This is a genomic window from Lentzea sp. NPDC058436 (assembly GCF_042721515.1).
GTDB lineage: Bacteria > Actinomycetota > Actinomycetes > Mycobacteriales > Pseudonocardiaceae > Lentzea.
This window is the reverse complement of record NZ_JBHXLF010000017.1, coordinates 32,009-49,630: the sequence shown is the minus strand read 5'-3', so window position 1 is coordinate 49,630 and position 17,622 is coordinate 32,009. Positions and strand designations below refer to the sequence as shown.

The window sequence follows — 17,622 nt, the reverse complement described above, 5'->3', positions numbered from 1 at the left end:
CGTTTTTGCGTCTCAGTGCGGACTCGGTGCCGCTTGCGGCAGGCTGATCAGGTCCAGTGCGGCAGCGCGTTTCGCGGTGAGGTCGCGGATGCCCGCGTCGGCCGCGGCCCGCACCTGTTCGGCGGTGGCGTGCTCGGGTCCGAGGAGCGCGGTGACGGCGGCGGCGAGCACCCGTTCCGGATCGGCGACCGGGATCGAGTCACCGGTGCCGGAGGTCGACTTCAGGAACCCCGTGACGAGGGCGCGCAGTGCGAACGCCTGGTCCTCGACGGTCCAGTCGGTCCTGGCCAGTGCGTTGTCACGCCAGATCGGCACGATGTCGCGCATCACCGCGTCGGGGCCGAGGATGTCGAGCAACCGGGCCGAACGGGGGTCGTCGGCCAGCGCGCCGAGCAGGCTGGAGTCGTCGCTCTTCAACGCCCCGACGTACGGGTGCGCGGCCATGTTGCGCAGCATGGCCGGGCACAGGCGACTGGGCCTGGCCAGTCCGGGGTCGGCGGTGACCGCGGCGACGACCTCGTCGGCCATGGCGAGGAAGTCGCGGCAGACGAGGTCGAGCAGCAGGTCTTCCTTGGTCTTCCAGTACAGGTAGACGGTGCCCTTGCCGACGTGGGACCTCTGCGCCACCTCGGCGATCGTGACGCCCTTGCTGCCGCGGCCGAGCAGCAGTTCGCCCGCGGCGGCGAGGATGCGTGCCGCCTTGGGCGAACCGTGTCCGGGCTGGTCAGACAACGGATGTCTCCCTCGGGCGGGTGGGCTGGTCGCGCAGGATCTCGCCCACGATATCCGCTCCCTTGTACTTGACGATCTCGTCGAACCTCATGATCCGGTCGGCCAGGCGCTTGCCGAGCCGGGTCCTGCCGAGGACGGGGAGGACCCTCCGCAGCAGGATCTGGACCCTGTTGTCCGGCACGAAGATCCGGCGGTCGTCGGGAGCGCCGTCCTGGTAGTGCTCGACGTACGGGCGCAGCCCGCGTTCCCACTCGTCCAGCGCCGTCTCGACGTCGTCCGGGTGCCGTTCGAGCGCGGCACCCAGGAGGTCGGCACCGGCCAGCCCGGACGACACGCCCATCCCGGCGTAGAGCGTCACGCACCACGCCGAGTCGCCGACCAGCACGACCCTGCCCTTGTGCCAGGTGTCGAGGCGCACCTGCTCGACCGAGTCGAACAGCAGCGCGTCGGTGTTCTCCAACGCGTCCAGCGCCGAGCCGAGCGTGCTGCCGGGGTCCTGCGGGCCGAACGCGGCGCGCACGCTCTCCGCCGGCGACCTGGTGAACTCCGCGTCCACGTCGTCGGTCCGGTAGCTGAGCAGGATCGTCGGATCGTGGTCGGCGAAGGCGAACACCCACATCGAACGGTCCGGTTCGAGCAACGTGGCGGCCTCGCCCGGCTCCAGTCCGGCGGGAGTGCCGGGAAGTCCGAACGCGGCGATCATGAAGCCCAGCCGTTTGAGGTAGCGGTCGTGCGGGCCGAACACCAGCGAGCGCACGGTCGAGCGCAGCCCGTCCGCACCCACGACGAGGTCGAACCGCTCGGTCACCGACGTGCCCGCCGAGGTGTTCAGCAAGGTCACGTCGACCCCGCCGGAGTCCTGCTCGACGGCCGTCGGCACGGTGGAGTACCGCACCTCCACGTCGTCCGGGAGCGTCTCGAACGCCGCCCGCTCGACGTCGCCGCGCAGCATCATCCACGGTTGGCTGGGCAGGTCCGCGTACTTCATGCCGACGCGTTTGCGTCCGGCACGGTCGATGGTGACACCGGGCGTCGCCGAGGTGCGGTCGTGCAGGTGCCCGAGGACGCCCAGTCGTCGCGCCGCCGCCTGACCGGCACCGAACAGCGCCACGAAGTACCCGCCGTCCCGCCTGCCCGCCGCCCGCTCGACGATCACCGGCGTCCACCCCGCCCTGTGGAGGCGCGCCGCCGTGGCGATGCCGCTGATGCCCATCCCGACGACCAGAACTCGCTTCACTTCGCTCATGCTTCAAACGTACTGACCAGATTGGTCAAACGGTCAGTCCGTGGTGCGGGTCACTTCCGAACAGGCTTTTGTGTTCGGGGTCACGTCAGTCTCGAAAATCCCGGTCGGCAGGCGGTGGTCCGGCCCGTGGTGACCGTTTTGCGAGGTCACGCAGCGTGCTGTTATCCGAACGCAACCGCCGTTAGGCCAACTGGTGAGTAACCTCCCGCGAACGAACTCGTTGCCCAGGTGTGACGCCGATCGCTGCGGCGTCCTCGGGCGTGTGCGGAGGTGCGTGGATGGGTGTCGAGGTGGTCGTCGAGGGTCTGACCAAGTCCTTCGGCAAACAGACCATCTGGCAGGACGTCACTCTCACGTTGCCGCCGGGTGAGGTCAGCGTGATGCTCGGGCCGTCGGGCACGGGCAAGAGCGTGTTCCTGAAGTCGTTGGTCGGGTTGCTCAAGCCCGAGCAGGGCAAGATCATCATCAACGGGACCGACCTGGTGCGGTGTTCCGAGCACCGGCTGTACGAGATCCGGAAGATGTTCGGCGTGCTGTTCCAGGACGGCGCGTTGTTCGGCTCGATGAACCTGTACGACAACATCGCGTTTCCGCTGCGGGAGCACACCCGCAAGACGGAGGCCGAGGTTCGGCGGATCGTTCTCGAGAAGATGGAGATGGTCGGTCTCGTCGGGGCGGAGAAGAAGCTGCCCGGTGAGATCTCCGGCGGCATGCGCAAGCGGGCGGGGCTCGCCCGCGCGCTGGTGCTCGACCCCGAGATCATCCTGTGCGACGAGCCCGACTCCGGCCTGGACCCGGTCAGGACCGCGTACCTGAGCCAGTTGCTGATCGACCTGAACGCCCAGATCGACGCGACCATCCTCATCGTCACGCACAACATCAACATCGCGCGGACCGTGCCGGACAACCTCGGCATGCTGTTCCGGCGCGAACTGGTCATGTTCGGGCCTCGCGAGGTGTTGCTGACCAGCGACGAGCCCGTGGTCGAGCAGTTCCTGAACGGCCGCCGGCTCGGGCCCATCGGGATGTCCGAGGAGAAGGACACGGCCACGATGGCGGCCGAGCAGGCCCATGCCGACGCAGGGCACTCCGACGGGTCCACGTCGGAGGACGTCCGGGGGATCATCCCGCAGATCGAGCCGACTCCCGGGCTGCCCTTCCGCGACGCCGTGCGCAGGCGCAAGGACCGGGTCATGTCGATCATCCACCAGCTGCCGCACCAGGCCCAGCAGGGGATCGTCGAGAGTCTGACGGCCGAGGAGCAGGTGCGGTACGGCGTGCACGCCGGGGTGCCGGCGGTGGCGCCTTCGCCCAGCCCCTGGCCTCGGCAGGGCGGTGTGCTGTGACCACGCAGACGTCGTTCCCCGGCGCCGGTGCGCTGCGGGAGACCGGAAAGCTCTGCCAACTCGGGATCGACGTCGTGCGGACGACGTTCCGGCGGCCGTTCCAGTTCCGCGAGTTCATCCAGCAGAGCTGGTTCATCGTCAGCGTGACGGTCCTGCCGACGGCGCTCGTCAGCATTCCGTTCGGTGCCGTCATCGCACTGCAGCTGGGCTCTCTCACGCGGCAGATCGGCGCGCAGTCGTTCACGGGCGCGGCCAGCGTGCTCGCGATCATCCAGCAGGCCAGTCCGATCGTGACGGCGCTGCTCATCGCGGGTGCGGGTGGCAGCGCCATCTGCGCGGACCTCGGGTCGCGCAAGATCCGTGAAGAGATCGACGCGATGGAAGTGCTCGGCGTCAGCCCCATCCACCGGCTCGTCGTGCCGCGGGTGCTGGCAGCGATGCTCGTGTCCGTGCTGCTCAACGGCATGGTGAGCGTCGTCGGCGTGATGGGCGGCTACTTCTTCAACGTGGTCATGCAGGACGGCACACCGGGCGCCTACCTCGCGAGCTTCAGCGCGCTGGCCCAGCTGCCCGACCTGTGGATCAGCGAGCTGAAGGCGCTGATCTTCGGGTTCATCGCGGGCATCGTCGCCGCGTACCGGGGCCTCAACCCCGCCGGCGGACCCAAGGGCGTGGGGGACGCGGTCAACCAGGCCGTGGTCATCACGTTCCTGCTGCTGTTCTTCGTCAACTTCGTCCTCACCACGATCTACCTGCAGGTCGTGCCCGCGAAGGGGAGCTGATGGCGAACAAGGTGCTCTCCACCCTCGACGGGTTCGGCGACCAGCTGTCGTTCTACATCAAGGCGCTGGCCTGGACGCCCCGCGCGCTCAAGCGGTACTCCAAGGAGACGATGCGGCTGCTGGCCGAGGTCAGCTTCGGCAGCGGTGCGCTCGCGGTCATCGGCGGCACGATCGGCGTGATGGTCGGGCTGTCCGTGTTCACCGGCACCGTCGTCGGCCTGCAGGGCTTCACGGCCCTCAACCAGATCGGCACGTCGGCGTTCGCCGGGTTCGTGTCGGCCTACTTCAACACGCGTGAGATCGCACCGCTGGTCGCCGGGCTCGCGTTGTCCGCCACGGTCGGAAGTGGCTTCACGGCCCAGCTCGGCGCGATGCGGATCTCCGAGGAGATCGACGCGCTGGAGGTCATGGGCATCCCCAGCCTGCCGTTCCTGGTGACGACGCGGATCATCGCCGGGTTCGTCGCGATCATCCCGCTGTACGTGATCGGCCTGCTGACCAGCTACCTGGCCGCGAGAACGATCACCGTGGAGTTCTACGGGCAGTCGGCGGGCACGTACGACCACTACTTCAACCTGTTCCTGCCGCCGATCGACGTGCTCTGGTCGTTCGGCAAGGTGCTGGTCTTCGCGGTCGTGATCATCATGACCCACTGCTACTACGGTTACCGCGCGTCCGGCGGTCCTGCCGGCGTCGGTGTCGCGGTCGGGCGCGCGGTGCGGACCGCGATCGTCACGACGGCACTGCTCGACTTCTTCCTCAGCCTCGCCATCTGGGGCGCGACCACGACGGTGAGGATCGCCGGATGAGGAAACGCGTGCTGGGCATCGCCTTTCTCCTCGCGATCGCCATGTTCCTGTCGCTCACGGTGGCGCTCTACAAGGACGCCTTCAGCGACTACGTGTTGGTCACGCTCAAGACCGACCACATCGGCAACCAGCTGCAGACCGCGAGCGACGTCAAGGTGCGCGGGCTGATCGTCGGTTCGGTGAAGGCCGTGCGCACCAGCGGTGACGGCGCCGAGCTGGAGCTGGCGCTGGAGCCGGACAAGGTCGGCCAGATCCCGTCCAACGTCAGCGCGCGGTTGCTGCCCAAGACGTTGTTCGGCGAGCGGTACGTGAACCTCGTGCTGCCGCAGCAGAAGAGCGCGGCCATCGCGCAGGGCGCGGTCATCGAGCAGGACCGCACCAGCAGCGCGATCGAGCTCGAACGCGTGCTGGACAACCTGATGCCGGTGTTGCAGGCGGTCCAGCCGGAGAAGCTCGCCACCACGTTGACGGCGCTGTCGCAGGCGCTCGACGGACGGGGCAAGCCGCTCGGCGAGACGCTGGTGTCGCTGGACGCCTACCTCGGCGAGCTCAACCCGCAGCTGTCTGCGTTGAAGGAGAACATCTCCAAGCTCGCGGACGTCTCGAACGTCTACGCGGACGCGGCGCCGGACCTGTTGCAGGCGCTCAACGACATGACCACGACGACCAAGACCGTCGTCGAGCAGCGCGACAACCTGCTCGCGCTCTACGGGACGCTGACCACGACGTCGCAGGACCTCACCAGCTTCGTCACGGTCAACAAGAACAACATCATCGCGCTCGCCGACACCGGAAGGCCGACGCTCGAACTGCTCGCGAAGTACGCGCCCGAGTACCCCTGTCTGCTCAAGGGACTCGCGGAGTTCGAGCCGATCATCAGCAAGGCGTTCGGCGCCGGCACCGACAAGCCCGGCCTGCACCTCACGCTGGAGATCACGCAGAACCGCGGCAAGTACAAGCCGAACCTCGACGAGCCCGAGTACAGGGACAAGCGCGGACCTCGTTGCTACGACATCATCCCGAGGCCGGACCCGTTCCCGCAGTACCCGCCGGAGGGTCCGGTGCAGGACGGGTCGAGCTCACCGCCGCCCGCCCGCGTCGCGAACGACGGGATCCTGCCGCCGGCCACGGCCGGCAACACGACCGTGCCGCAGTCCGCTGACGTGCTGCGGCTCGCCAACTCCCCGGAGGAGGCCCGGTTGATCGCGGCGCTGTTCGGACCGCGCGTCGGCGTCGACCCGCAGGACATGCCCGGCTGGTCGAGCCTGCTGCTCGGCCCGCTCGTCCGCGGAACGGAGGTGACGGTCGAGTGAAGGGACTGCTCGCCCCGCTGCTCAAGCTGATCGCGTTCGCGGTGGTCACGATCCTCGCCACCTCGCTGCTCGCGGTCACCATCGCCAACGTGAACCTGGCCAGCGCCACCGACTACAAGGCCCGGTTCACCGACGTCACCGCGCTCAACGAGGGTGACGACATCCGCATCGCCGGCGTCCGCGTCGGGCAGGTCGACGAGATCCAGGTCGTCGACCGCAAGACCGCCGAGGTGTCGTTCTCGATCGACGGCGACCGCAAGCTGCCCGAGGCCGTGACCGCGACCATCAAGTACCGCAACCTGGTGGGGCAGCGGTACATCGCACTGGAGTCCGGCACCGGTGACACCGCGGCGGTGCTGCCCGAGGGCGGCACCATCCCCTTGGAGCGCACGAAGGCCGCACTCGACCTCACCGTGCTGTTCAACGGCTTCAAGCCGCTCTTCCAGGCGCTCTCGCCCGACGACGTGAACAAGCTGTCGTTCGAGATCATCCAGGTGCTGCAGGGAGAAGGCAGCACGATCGACAGCCTGCTGCAGCGCACGGCCTCGCTGACCAGCACGCTGGCGAGCAAGGACAAGGTGATCGGCGAGGTCGTCGACAACCTCAACACCGCGCTGGAGACCGTGAACTCGCGCGACGAGGACTTCAACAACCTCGTGATCACGTTGCAGACGCTGGTCTCCGGGCTCGCGCAGGACCGCCAGCCGATCGGTGAGGCGATCACCGCGCTCGGCGACCTGACGCAGGCCACGTCCGGCCTGCTGGAGCAGGGCCGCGAGCCGCTCAGGAACGACATCGCGCAGCTCGGCATCGTCTCGAAGACGCTGGGCGACAACGAGGCGATGGTCGACCAGGTGCTGCAGCGGATGCCCAACAAGCTGGAGACGATCACGCGGACCGCGACCTACGGCTCGTGGTTCAACTTCTACCTGTGCGAGGCCAGCGGCCAGGTCGCCGTGCCGCCGGTCATCACCAACCCGATCCCGATCACGGCGTTGCCGGTGACACAGCAGAGGTGCCGCCGATGAAGACCTCGAACCCGATCAGGACGGGCGCGATCAGCCTGACGTTGATCGCCCTGCTGCTGCTGGCCGCGTTCTACTCCGACGACCTGCCGATCGTCGGCGGCGGCACCAGCTACGCCGCGGACTTCAGCGAGGCCGCGGGACTGGTGCCGGGCAACGAGGTCCGCGTCGCCGGCGTGAAGGTCGGCAAGGTCACCAAGGTCAAGCTCAACGGCGACAGGGTGCGGGTGACGTTCAAGGTCAAGGACGCCTGGGTGGGCGACCGGACGACCGCGATGATCCGCATCAAGACGTTGCTGGGCCAGAAGTTCGTGGCGCTGGACCCGCAGGGCAGCCAGCCGCTCTCGCCAGGCGACCCGATCCCGAAGGAGCGCACGCTCGCGCCGTACGACGTGAACGAGGCGTTCAACGGGCTCGCGACGACCGTCGGGCAGATCGACACCAAGCAGCTCGCGGACAGCTTCACGGTCTTGTCCGACACCTTCAAGAACTCGCCGGAGCACGTCAGGGGAGCCCTCGACGGCCTGTCCGCGCTGTCGAAGACGATCTCCTCGCGCGACGAGCAGCTGGCGAAGCTCCTGGACAACACCAGGCAGCTGTCCAAGACGCTGGCCGACCGCAACGCCGAGTTCGAGAAGCTGCTGTCGGACGGCAACCTGCTGCTCGGCGAGCTTCGCAAGCGCCGCGAGTCGATCAGCGCCCTGCTGACCGGCACGCGCGACCTGGCCCGCGAGCTGAGCGGGCTGGTCAACGACAACCAGAGCCAGCTCAAGCCGGCGCTGGAGCAGCTCGGCAGGGTCACCACGATCCTGGAGCGCAACCAGGAGAACCTCGACCGCAGCCTCGCGCTGATGGCGCCGTTCTACCGGGTGTTCGCGAACACCCTCGGCAACGGGCGCTGGTTCGACACCTACATCTGCGGTCTGCTGCCGCCCGCGGTGAACCTCGGCGTCGTCGGGTTCAACGAGGAAGGCTGCCTGCCTCCGGGGGTGCAGCGATGACTGACGTGGCACAGAGCAAGGTCGGCCGGTTCATCGCGATCGCGTGCGTGCTGGCGCTGGTCGTGACAGCCGCGCTGTGGTGGGTCTTCGCCGGGATGAACGGGCGCAAGGTCACCGCGCACTTCGCGGCGGCCGTCGGCGTCTACCCCGGCGGTGACGTGCGGGTGCTCGGCGTGAAGGTCGGCACGATCGACGAGGTCACGCCCGAGGGCAAGACCGTGAAGGTCGTGTTCACCGTCGACCGCGACGTGCGGGTGCCGGAGAACGCGCAGGCCGTCGTGGTCTCGCCGAGCGTGGTCTCCGACCGGTACGTGCAGCTCGCGCCCGCCTACACCGGCGGTCCGGTGCTGGGCGACAACGCCGTGATCCCGCGCGAGCGCACCGCGACGCCGGTAGAGCTCGACGAGCTGTACTCGTCGCTCGACAAGCTCACGACCGCGTTGGGGCCCAACGGCGCGAACGCCGACGGGGCGTTGGCGGACCTGCTGAACTCGGCGGCTCGCAACCTCGAAGGCAACGGCCAGGCGCTCAACGACACGTTGAAGAACCTCGGCCAGGCCACGCGGACGCTGTCGGGGTCCAAGGAGGACCTGTTCGCGACCGTCGACAACCTGCAGAAGTTCACGGCGATGCTGGCGGCGAACGACAGCCAGGTGCGCGACTTCAACAAGCAGCTCGCGGACGTGTCGAAGATGCTCGCCGACGAACGCGGGGATCTCGGTGCGGCGCTCTCGGAGCTCGCGACCGCGCTGGGGCTGGTGCAGGGGTTCATCAAGGACAACCGCGAGGCACTCAAGTCCAATGTGGACAAACTCGCCTCGATCACGCAGGTGCTGGTGAACCAGCGGGCCGCGCTGGCGGAGACGTTGGACGTCGCCCCGCTGGCACTGGGCAACCTGCAGAACTCCTACAACGCGGCGTCCGGCACGCTCGACACCCGCGCGAACATCAACGAGCTGAACCAGCCGCCGATCGTCCTGGTCTGCAAGCTGGTCCAGCAGGCGACGCCGAACAACGTGCCGCCGATCCTCGCGGACACGTGCCGGCAGCTGGAGCCGTTGCTGACCGGCGCGATCCCGTTGAAGTCGCCGGCCGAGGTGCTGGGCGACCTGAACGCGGGCAGGCTGCCGCTGCCCCTTCCGCTCGCGGGGGTGCCCCAGTGAGGAAGCTGGCCGTGGTCCTCTCCGCGCTGGTGCTGGCCGGTTGCGGCTCCGGTGGCTTCGACGGCGTCTACAACATGCCGCTGCCCGGCGGCGCCGACGTCGGTGACCACCCGTACCGCGTGACGGCGCAGTTCAAGGACGTGCTCGACCTGGTGCCGCAGGCCGGCGTGAAGGTCAACGACGTGCCGGTCGGGAGGGTCGAGAAGATCGACCTGGGCTCCGACGGCTGGACCGCCGAGGTGACCATGCTGGTCAACGGCGACGTGCAGCTGCCGGCCAACGCGTTCGCGAAGCTGCGCCAGTCCGCGTTGCTGGGCGAGAAGTTCGTGGAGCTGGGCAAGCCCAAGGACGCGTCCGGCCGCCTCGCCGACAACGCCGTGATCCCGTTGGACAAGACCAACCGCAACCCCGAGGTCGAAGAGGTCTTCGGCGCGTTGTCGATGCTGCTCAACGGCGGTGGTGTCGCGCAGCTGCAGAACATCACCAAGGAGCTCAACGCGGCCATGTCGGGCAACGAGCAGGAGATCCGCTCGTTGCTGGGCAACCTCAACACGTTCGTCGGGGAGCTCGACAAGCACAAGGCGGAGATCGTCCGCGCGCTCGACTCCCTCAACCGGCTCTCCGGGACGCTCGCGCAGCAGCGGGAGAAGATCGCCGTCGCGCTGACCGACCTGGAGCCCGGCCTGAAGGTGCTGGCCGAGCAGCGCACGCAGCTCGTGACGCTGCTGCAGTCGCTGGACAGGCTCTCGGACGTCGCGACCGACACGGTGAACAGGAGCCGTGACGACGTCGTGGCATCGCTGAAGGCGTTGCAGCCGACGCTGACGAAGCTCGCCGAGTCGGGGCAGAACCTGCCGAAGTCGTTGGAACTGCTGCTGACCTACCCGTTCCCGGACGAGGCGGTCGACGGCATCAAGGGCGACTACACCAACGCGTTCATCGACCTCGACCTGAACCTCGGCAACGTGCTCGACAACCTCGGCCGGTCGCGGCAGTCGCCGATCGACTCGCTGATCCCGTCGCAGGGGACGCCGTTGCCGATGCCGAACATCCCGCTGCCGAACCTCGTGCCGGGCACCGGGTCCGGACTGGGTGACCTGCTCGGCGGGCTGCTGGGAGGTGTTCGCAAGTGATCCTGCGGTCGACGAAGCTCAAGATCGGCGCGTTCGTGCTGGTCGCGTTGCTGGGCGTCTCCTACGTCAGCGCGACCTACATCGGCCTGTTCAAGTCGTCCTCGACGGTCGTGACGATGCAGCTCGCCGACTCCGGCGGCATCTTCTCCAACGCCGAGGTGACCTACCGCGGCGTGACGATCGGCCGGGTCGGACAGCTGCGGCTGACCTCGGACGGCATCGAGGTCGACCTGGAGCTGGACGCGGACGCCCCGCGCGTGCCGTCCGCTCTGGAGGCCGTGGTGGCGAACCGTTCGGCCGTGGGTGAGCAGTACGTGGACCTGCGGCCGAAGAGCGACGACGGGCCGTACCTGGAGGCGGGGTCGGTCATCCCGCGCACGTCGACGCGCACGCCGCCGCCGGTCGACGGGCTGCTGTCCAATTTGGACGCTTTCGCCTCGTCGGTGCCGACCGACTCCCTGCGGACCGTGGTGGACGAGCTGCACACGGCGTTCAGCGGGACCGGTGGCGACCTGCAGGTGCTGATCGACAACACCGCGGCGTTCACGGCGGCAGCTAAGGAACACCTGCCGCAGACGACGCAGTTGTTGCAGGACGGGCGGATCGTGCTGGCCACGCAGGCCGCCTCCGGTGGTGCCATCCGGTCGTTCAGCGGTGACCTGCGGTTGCTCGCCGAGCAGCTCAAGGCCTCCGACGGCGACCTGCGGCGGTTGATCGTGGCGGTGCCGCCGGCGTCCGAGCAGGTGTCGGCGTTGCTGAAGGAGAGCGGCCCGAACCTCGGGGTGGTCTTCGCGAACCTGCTGACCACGTCGAACATCCTCGTGACCAGGCGCGACGGTTTGGAACAGATCGCCGTGACGTACCCCATCGCCGTGGGTGGCGGCTTCTCCGTGGCGCCGGGCGACGGGACGGCGCACTTCGGGCTGGCCCTGAACGTGTTCGACCCGATGCCGTGCACCGTCGGCTACGAGGGCACGACCATCCGTCCGGGCGGCGACACCTCGGCCGCACCGCTGAACACGCAGGCGTACTGCGCTCTCGCGCGCGGGTCGGCGACGTCGGTGCGAGGCTCGCAGAACGCTCCGTACGGTGGAACGCCGACCACGCCGGTCGGCGACGCGACCTCGCAGCCCGGCCAGGAGCCGACGGGCCAGGCCGCCACGCCGGAGGTGCCGTTGCTGACGTCGCTGGGCCAGCTGCTGGGCCTGCCTGCTGAGGAGAAGAAGTAGTGCGGATCTTCACGGTGATCGCCGCGGTCCTGGCGGTGCTGACGTTCGGCTACGCCGCATACGCGGGCGTGGCCTGGTACTCGGCGTCGAACTCGTCGGAGTCGTCGTTCGCCTCCACGCGCGACGAGGCCCTGCGCTCCGGCCAGGTGGGCGTCGCGAACTTCCTGACCCTGGACTACAAGAAGGTCGACGAGGACCTGCAGCGCTGGCTCAACTCGTCCACCGGAGACCTGCGCGCCGAGATCGACAAGGACAAGGACTCGCGCAAGAAGCAGCTCGTCGACGCCAAGTCCGTGACGACGTCGAAGGTCCTCGACGCGGCCGTCACCGAGCTCGACGACCGCGCGGGCAGCGCGTCCATGATCGCCGTGGTCGAGAGCACCGTGACCCCCGACGGCGGCCAGAAGGTCACCAAGATCAACCGGTACCTGACCAAGCTCACCCGCACCGAGGACGGCTGGAAGCTCTCGCAGCTCGGCCCCCTGCGGGCAGGCGTCTGATTCGGCCAGAGCTGATTGGAACGAGTGCACGTGCCTCCACCCCGCCGCCGCCCCGTCCCCACGCCCCCGGCAGGAGGCCGCCCCAGGGTGGCCGGCCTGAACCGACGCCAGGCCGCCGCGCCTGTTGAGCCTGAGGTCCTCGCTGAGCCGGTGGTCGAGCCGGTCGTCGAGCCTGCGGTGGTCGAGCCTGCGGTCGAGGACGTCGCCGGGGACGTTGTCGAGGACGCGAAGACGGACGTCGAGCCGGAGCCGGCGGCCGTGGATGAGGTCGAGGAGACCCCGAAGCCCTCGAAGAAGCCCCTGAAGACCACCCCGAAGAAGGCCCCGTCCTCCGCCTCGGCGGAGAAGGTCGCCGAGCCGTCGTCACCGCCTTCCCGGCCGGGCTGGCTGCTCCCCGCGGCACTCCTGCTGGTGGCGGTGCTGCTGGGCGGCCTGGGCACGTTCTTCCTGGTGAAGTCGCGCTCGGTGTCCTACGACGCCGCCCTGGTCGACTCGGCCACCACCTCGGAGGTGAACGGCCAGGTCCGCGAGGCGGTCGAGAAGTCGTTCTCGTACAACTTCGCCGACGTCGAGTCCACCGAGAAGGCCGCCAGGGAACTCCTCACCGGCAAGGCCCTGTGCCAGTACAACGCCGTGTTCGGCCCGGTGAAGGAGGTCGCGCCGCAGCAGAAGCTGGTGGTGACCGTTCGCGTGGTGTCCTCGGCCGTGTCGTCGCTCAAGGACGACCGCGCCACCGTGCTCGTCTTCGCCGACCAGGTCACCACCCGCACCACCGACAACCAGTCGGGCGGCGGCACCGCCATGCTCCGCGTGAGCGCGATCGACGACGGCGGCCGGTGGAAGATCGACAACATGGAGATGTTCGGGGCCACGGCAGACCAGAACCGCCAACTCCAGGGCTGCTGACCCACCACGAGGGGCCGGGCGAGCGGTGCGAACCGTGCCGCCGCGAGAAGCCGGCGAGCGGTGTCACTCCTGCCGCCGCGTTCGCTGCGGATGCCGAGGGCTGCGGCCCGACCACGGCATCCGCAACGCTCGCCTCACGCCTCACGCCTCACGCCTCACGCCTCACGCCTCACGCCTCACGCCTCACGCCTCACGCAGGCGCGCCGCCCTGAGGAGTCGCTGGCGTGCCTCGTGGCTCCACCCGGCGCCTCAGCTCCCAGGTCTCGCGCCCCTTCCTCGCGGCCTGCACAGCGACTCAGCCCCCGCACCCCTGCGCCCACTCAGCGCCTCACCCGCACCCGGCCACCCCACCCACCAGCGCCTCACCTCGCGCACCCACCACCCCAAGATCGCGCCCGATCGTTTGGCCCGGCCCTCCGCCGGGCACCCACCCCACGTCCCCTAAGATCAACTTCCGGCGTGAGGACGTCCCACCACCCCCAGAAGCACCGATGAGACCCCCTCTGCCAGCCCCGACACGCGTGATCTCCGTCACAGGAATTCTCGTGGCGCTCTGCAACCCCGCTTGAAGCCGCCAACTTCCCACCAAACCGGCCGCACACGTGTTTGTGCAGGTTGAATGGGTGAAAGGAAGTAAAAGGCGCTCCATCCAGAGGGTGGATCGGCCCGCAACATCTTGACTGCGCGCTCATGCAGGGTCACTCTGTCGGTGAGCAAGAGGAGGGTCCTTCCAGGTGCCTCTCGACAGTCGCCGTGCGCGTGGCTAGACTGCCCCTTTGCGCTGCCCATTTTCCGCTTGCCCTTCGCCGAGAGCGTGGATTAGTCGAGCAGCGCCGCACCCTTGACAGCCGTGCTAGTTCGCTCTAGCCAGCTATTTGTCCCTGGAAGGACGCATCTTGGCGATCTCTCGCGCGACCAAGGCCACTGCTGCGACCAACTCCACGTCGGGGATCCCTGGAGCGCCGAAGCGGGTCTCGTTCGCGAAGATTCACGAGCCGCTTTCGACGCCCAACCTGCTTGACCTGCAGATCCAGTCCTTTGAATGGCTCACCGGCGACGAGGCGTGGTTCCAGCGCCGCGTCGACGCCGGCGACGAGACTCCGACGGGCGGCCTCGAAGAGGTCCTCAACGAGATCTCGCCGATCGAGGACTTCTCCGGCTCCATGTCACTGTCCTTCTCCGACCCGCGCTTCGACGAGGTCAAGGCCTCGACCGAGGAGTGCAAGGACAAGGACATGACGTACGCGGCACCTCTGTTCGTCACGGCGGAGTTCACCAACCACACCACTGGCGAGATCAAGAGCCAGACGGTGTTCATGGGTGACTTCCCGATGATGACGAACAAGGGCACGTTCATCATCAACGGCACCGAGCGCGTGGTGGTCTCTCAGCTCGTGCGTTCGCCCGGTGTGTACTACGACACCGCGGTCGACAAGACGACCGACAAGGACGTCTTCAGCGTCAAGATCATCCCGTCCCGGGGTGCTTGGCTGGAGTTCGACGTCGACAAGCGCGACACCGTCGGTGTCCGCATCGACCGGAAGCGTCGCCAGCCGGTGACGGTGCTGTTGAAGGCTCTGGGCTGGAGCACGGAGCAGATTCGCGAGCGGTTCGCGTTCAGCGAGACGTTGCTGACCACGCTCGAGAAGGACCACACCGCGGGTACCGACGAGGCGTTGCTCGACATCTACCGCAAGCTGCGTCCGGGCGAGCCCCCGACGAAGGAGTCGGCGCAGGCCCTGCTGGAGAACCTGTTCTTCAAGGACAAGCGCTACGACCTGGCGAAGGTTGGCCGCTACAAGGTCAACAAGAAGCTGGGCCTGGACACCGAGATCAACACGGGTGTCCTGACCGAGGACGACATCGTCACGACGATCGAGTACCTCGTCCGCCTGCACGCCGGTGAGACGCTGATGGACGCCGCCGCCGGTGGCGACGTGCCCGTCGAGGTCGACGACATCGACCACTTCGGCAACCGTCGTCTGCGCACCGTGGGCGAGCTGATCCAGAACCAGATCCGCGTCGGCCTGTCCCGCATGGAGCGCGTCGTCCGCGAGCGCATGACCACGCAGGACGTCGAGGCCATCACGCCGCAGACCCTGATCAACATCCGTCCCGTCGTGGCAGCGATCAAGGAGTTCTTCGGCACCTCGCAGCTCTCGCAGTTCATGGACCAGACCAACCCGCTCGCGGGTCTGACCCACAAGCGCCGCCTGTCGGCGCTGGGTCCCGGTGGTCTGTCCCGTGAGCGCGCCGGCATGGAGGTCCGCGACGTCCACCCGTCGCACTACGGCCGCATGTGCCCGATCGAGACGCCGGAAGGCCCGAACATCGGCCTGATCGGTTCGCTCTCGAGCTACGCGCGGGTCAACCCGTTCGGCTTCATCGAGACGCCGTACCGCAAGGTCACCGACGGCCGGGTCACCGACCAGATCGACTACCTGACCGCGGACGAGGAAGACCGCTTCGTCAAGGCGCAGGCGAACTCGCCGACCGACGACGAGGGCAACTTCACCGACGACCGCGTCCTGGTCCGCAAGAAGGGCGGCGAGGTCGAGTTCATCGACCCGACCGACGTCGACTACATGGACGTCTCGCCGCGCCAGATGGTGTCGGCCGCGACGGCCATGATCCCGTTCCTCGAGCACGACGACGCGAACCGCGCCCTGATGGGTGCGAACATGCAGCGTCAGGCCGTGCCGCTGCTCCGCTCCGAGTCGCCGCTCGTCGGCACCGGCATGGAGCTGCGCGCCGCGGTGGACGCCGGTGACGTCGTCGTCGCGAAGAAGACGGGTGTCGTCGAGGAGGTCTCCGCCGACTACATCACCGTCATGGCCGACGACGGTGCGCGCAACACCTACGCGCTGCACAAGTTCCGTCGCTCGAACCAGGGCACCTGCATCAACCAGAAGCCCATCGTCAACGAGGGCGACCGGGTGCAGGAGGGCCAGGTCCTGGCCGACGGGCCGTGCACCGAGAACGGTGAGATGGCGCTCGGCAAGAACCTGCTCGTGGCGATCATGCCGTGGGAAGGCCACAACTACGAGGACGCGATCATCCTGTCGCAGCGCCTCGTGCAGGACGACGTTCTCACCTCGATCCACATCGAGGAGCACGAGATCGACGCCCGCGACACGAAGCTCGGCGCCGAGGAGATCACCCGGGACATCCCGAACGTCTCCGAGGAGGTCCTGGCCGACCTCGACGAGCGCGGCATCATCCGCATCGGTGCCGAGGTGCAGCCTGGCGACATCCTCGTCGGCAAGGTCACGCCCAAGGGCGAGACCGAGCTGACGCCGGAGGAGCGCCTGCTCCGCGCGATCTTCGGTGAGAAGGCGCGCGAGGTCCGCGACACCTCGCTCAAGGTGCCGCACGGCGAGTACGGCAAGGTCATCGGCATCCGCGTCTTCTCGCGTGAGGACGACGACGAGCTGCCTCCGGGCGTCAACGAGCTCGTCCGCGTCTACGTGGCCCAGAAGCGCAAGATCCAGGACGGTGACAAGCTCGCCGGCCGCCACGGCAACAAGGGCGTCATCGGCAAGATCCTCCCCGCGGAGGACATGCCGTTCCTCGAGGACGGCACGCCGGTCGACATCATCCTGAACACCCACGGTGTGCCGCGTCGTATGAACATCGGCCAGGTGCTGGAGACCCACCTCGGGTGGATCGCCAAGCAGGGCTGGAGCGTCAACGGCGACCCGGACTGGGCGAAGAACCTGCCGGAAGAGCTGTACGACGTCGACCCCGGCACCAAGACCGCCACCCCGGTGTTCGACGGTGCGAAGGAAGAGGAGATCACGGGCCTGCTCGGCTCGACCATCCCGAACCGCGACGGTGAGCGGATGGTCAAGCAGAACGGCAAGGCGCAGCTCTTCGACGGTCGCTCCGGTGAGCCGTACCCGTTCCCGGTGTCGGTCGGCTACATGTACATCCTGAAGCTGCTGCACCTGGTGGACGACAAGATCCACGCGCGTTCGACCGGCCCGTACTCGATGATCACGCAGCAGCCGCTGGGTGGTAAGGCGCAGTTCGGTGGTCAGCGCTTCGGTGAGATGGAGTGCTGGGCGATGCAGGCGTACGGCGCCGCATACACCCTGCAGGAGCTGCTCACCATCAAGTCCGACGACGTGCTCGGCCGCGTGAAGGTCTACGAGGCCATCGTCAAGGGCGAGAACATCCCGGAACCCGGTATCCCGGAGTCCTTCAAGGTGCTGCTCAAGGAGCTGCAGTCGCTCTGCCTCAACGTCGAGGTCCTGTCTTCGGACGGTGCCGCGATCGAGATGCGCGACGGCGACGACGAGGACCTGGAGCGCGCGGCCGCGAACCTCGGCATCAACCTGTCGAGGTCCGAGTCGCCCTCCGTGGACGACGTCGTCAACTAGTCACCTCGCCGGTCGGGGGAGGGCAATGCCTCCCGCGTCGCCCTCCTCCGGCCCT

The 17,622-nt window shown here is 68.1% G+C and carries 14 protein-coding genes; 12 read left to right on the top strand and 2 right to left on the bottom strand.

All coding sequences use genetic code 11. The features are described 5' to 3' along the window. Nucleotides 1-12 precede the first annotated feature (12 nt). Both ACFWN2_RS36140 and ACFWN2_RS36135 read right to left on the bottom strand, forming a co-directional pair. Entirely contained in the window at nt 13-732 is a 720-nt protein-coding gene (locus ACFWN2_RS36140) for a TetR/AcrR family transcriptional regulator (protein WP_382435065.1), read from the bottom strand. Continuing rightward, nucleotides 725-1,978, bottom strand: a complete 1,254-nt coding sequence (locus ACFWN2_RS36135) for an FAD-dependent monooxygenase (RefSeq protein WP_382435064.1) — start codon at nt 1,976-1,978, stop codon at nt 725-727. Before ACFWN2_RS36135 ends, ACFWN2_RS36140 begins: the two co-directional genes overlap by 8 nt. A gap of 278 nt (nt 1,979-2,256) precedes the next feature. Here ACFWN2_RS36135 and ACFWN2_RS36130 point away from each other — a divergent pair, with 278 nt between their 5' ends. The 12 genes from ACFWN2_RS36130 (at nt 2,257) to ACFWN2_RS36075 (ending at nt 17,567) form a co-directional block, all read left to right on the top strand. After that, complete coding sequence (locus ACFWN2_RS36130) at nt 2,257-3,324, top strand: ABC transporter ATP-binding protein (RefSeq protein WP_382435063.1); 1,068 nt, start codon at nt 2,257-2,259, stop codon at nt 3,322-3,324. Next, nucleotides 3,321-4,106: an MlaE family ABC transporter permease gene (locus tag ACFWN2_RS36125; RefSeq protein ID WP_382435062.1), complete on the top strand. Its 786-nt coding sequence runs from the start codon at nt 3,321-3,323 to the stop codon at nt 4,104-4,106. The genes ACFWN2_RS36130 and ACFWN2_RS36125 overlap by 4 nt, the downstream gene beginning before the upstream one ends. Beyond that, on the top strand, nt 4,106-4,915 hold the full coding sequence (locus tag ACFWN2_RS36120) for an ABC transporter permease (RefSeq protein ID WP_093606336.1): 810 nt from the start codon (nt 4,106-4,108) through the stop codon (nt 4,913-4,915). Before ACFWN2_RS36125 ends, ACFWN2_RS36120 begins: the two co-directional genes overlap by 1 nt. Then, nucleotides 4,912-6,228: an MCE family protein gene (locus ACFWN2_RS36115; protein WP_382435061.1), complete on the top strand. Its 1,317-nt coding sequence runs from the start codon at nt 4,912-4,914 to the stop codon at nt 6,226-6,228. Before ACFWN2_RS36120 ends, ACFWN2_RS36115 begins: the two co-directional genes overlap by 4 nt. Further along, nucleotides 6,225-7,256: an MCE family protein gene (locus ACFWN2_RS36110; protein ID WP_382435060.1), complete on the top strand. Its 1,032-nt coding sequence runs from the start codon at nt 6,225-6,227 to the stop codon at nt 7,254-7,256. Before ACFWN2_RS36115 ends, ACFWN2_RS36110 begins: the two co-directional genes overlap by 4 nt. Next, nucleotides 7,253-8,254, top strand: coding sequence for an MCE family protein (locus ACFWN2_RS36105; protein WP_382435059.1), 1,002 nt, complete (start codon nt 7,253-7,255; stop codon nt 8,252-8,254). The genes ACFWN2_RS36110 and ACFWN2_RS36105 overlap by 4 nt, the downstream gene beginning before the upstream one ends. Continuing rightward, nucleotides 8,251-9,417 (top strand): MCE family protein, encoded by a 1,167-nt coding sequence (locus tag ACFWN2_RS36100; RefSeq protein WP_382435058.1) that lies wholly within the window; start codon nt 8,251-8,253, stop codon nt 9,415-9,417. Before ACFWN2_RS36105 ends, ACFWN2_RS36100 begins: the two co-directional genes overlap by 4 nt. After that, complete coding sequence (locus ACFWN2_RS36095; RefSeq protein WP_382435057.1) at nt 9,414-10,550, top strand: MCE family protein; 1,137 nt, start codon at nt 9,414-9,416, stop codon at nt 10,548-10,550. Before ACFWN2_RS36100 ends, ACFWN2_RS36095 begins: the two co-directional genes overlap by 4 nt. Continuing rightward, nucleotides 10,547-11,779: an MCE family protein gene (locus ACFWN2_RS36090; protein WP_382435056.1), complete on the top strand. Its 1,233-nt coding sequence runs from the start codon at nt 10,547-10,549 to the stop codon at nt 11,777-11,779. The genes ACFWN2_RS36095 and ACFWN2_RS36090 overlap by 4 nt, the downstream gene beginning before the upstream one ends. Next, nucleotides 11,779-12,279, top strand: coding sequence for a hypothetical protein (locus ACFWN2_RS36085; protein ID WP_382435055.1), 501 nt, complete (start codon nt 11,779-11,781; stop codon nt 12,277-12,279). Before ACFWN2_RS36090 ends, ACFWN2_RS36085 begins: the two co-directional genes overlap by 1 nt. A gap of 87 nt (nt 12,280-12,366) precedes the next feature. Beyond that, nucleotides 12,367-13,185, top strand: coding sequence for a hypothetical protein (locus ACFWN2_RS36080; RefSeq protein WP_382435054.1), 819 nt, complete (start codon nt 12,367-12,369; stop codon nt 13,183-13,185). Nucleotides 13,186-14,081: 896 nt separating this feature from the next. Further along, complete coding sequence (locus ACFWN2_RS36075) at nt 14,082-17,567, top strand: DNA-directed RNA polymerase subunit beta (protein ID WP_382435053.1); 3,486 nt, start codon at nt 14,082-14,084, stop codon at nt 17,565-17,567. The last annotated feature ends 55 nt before the right edge of the window (nt 17,568-17,622 follow it).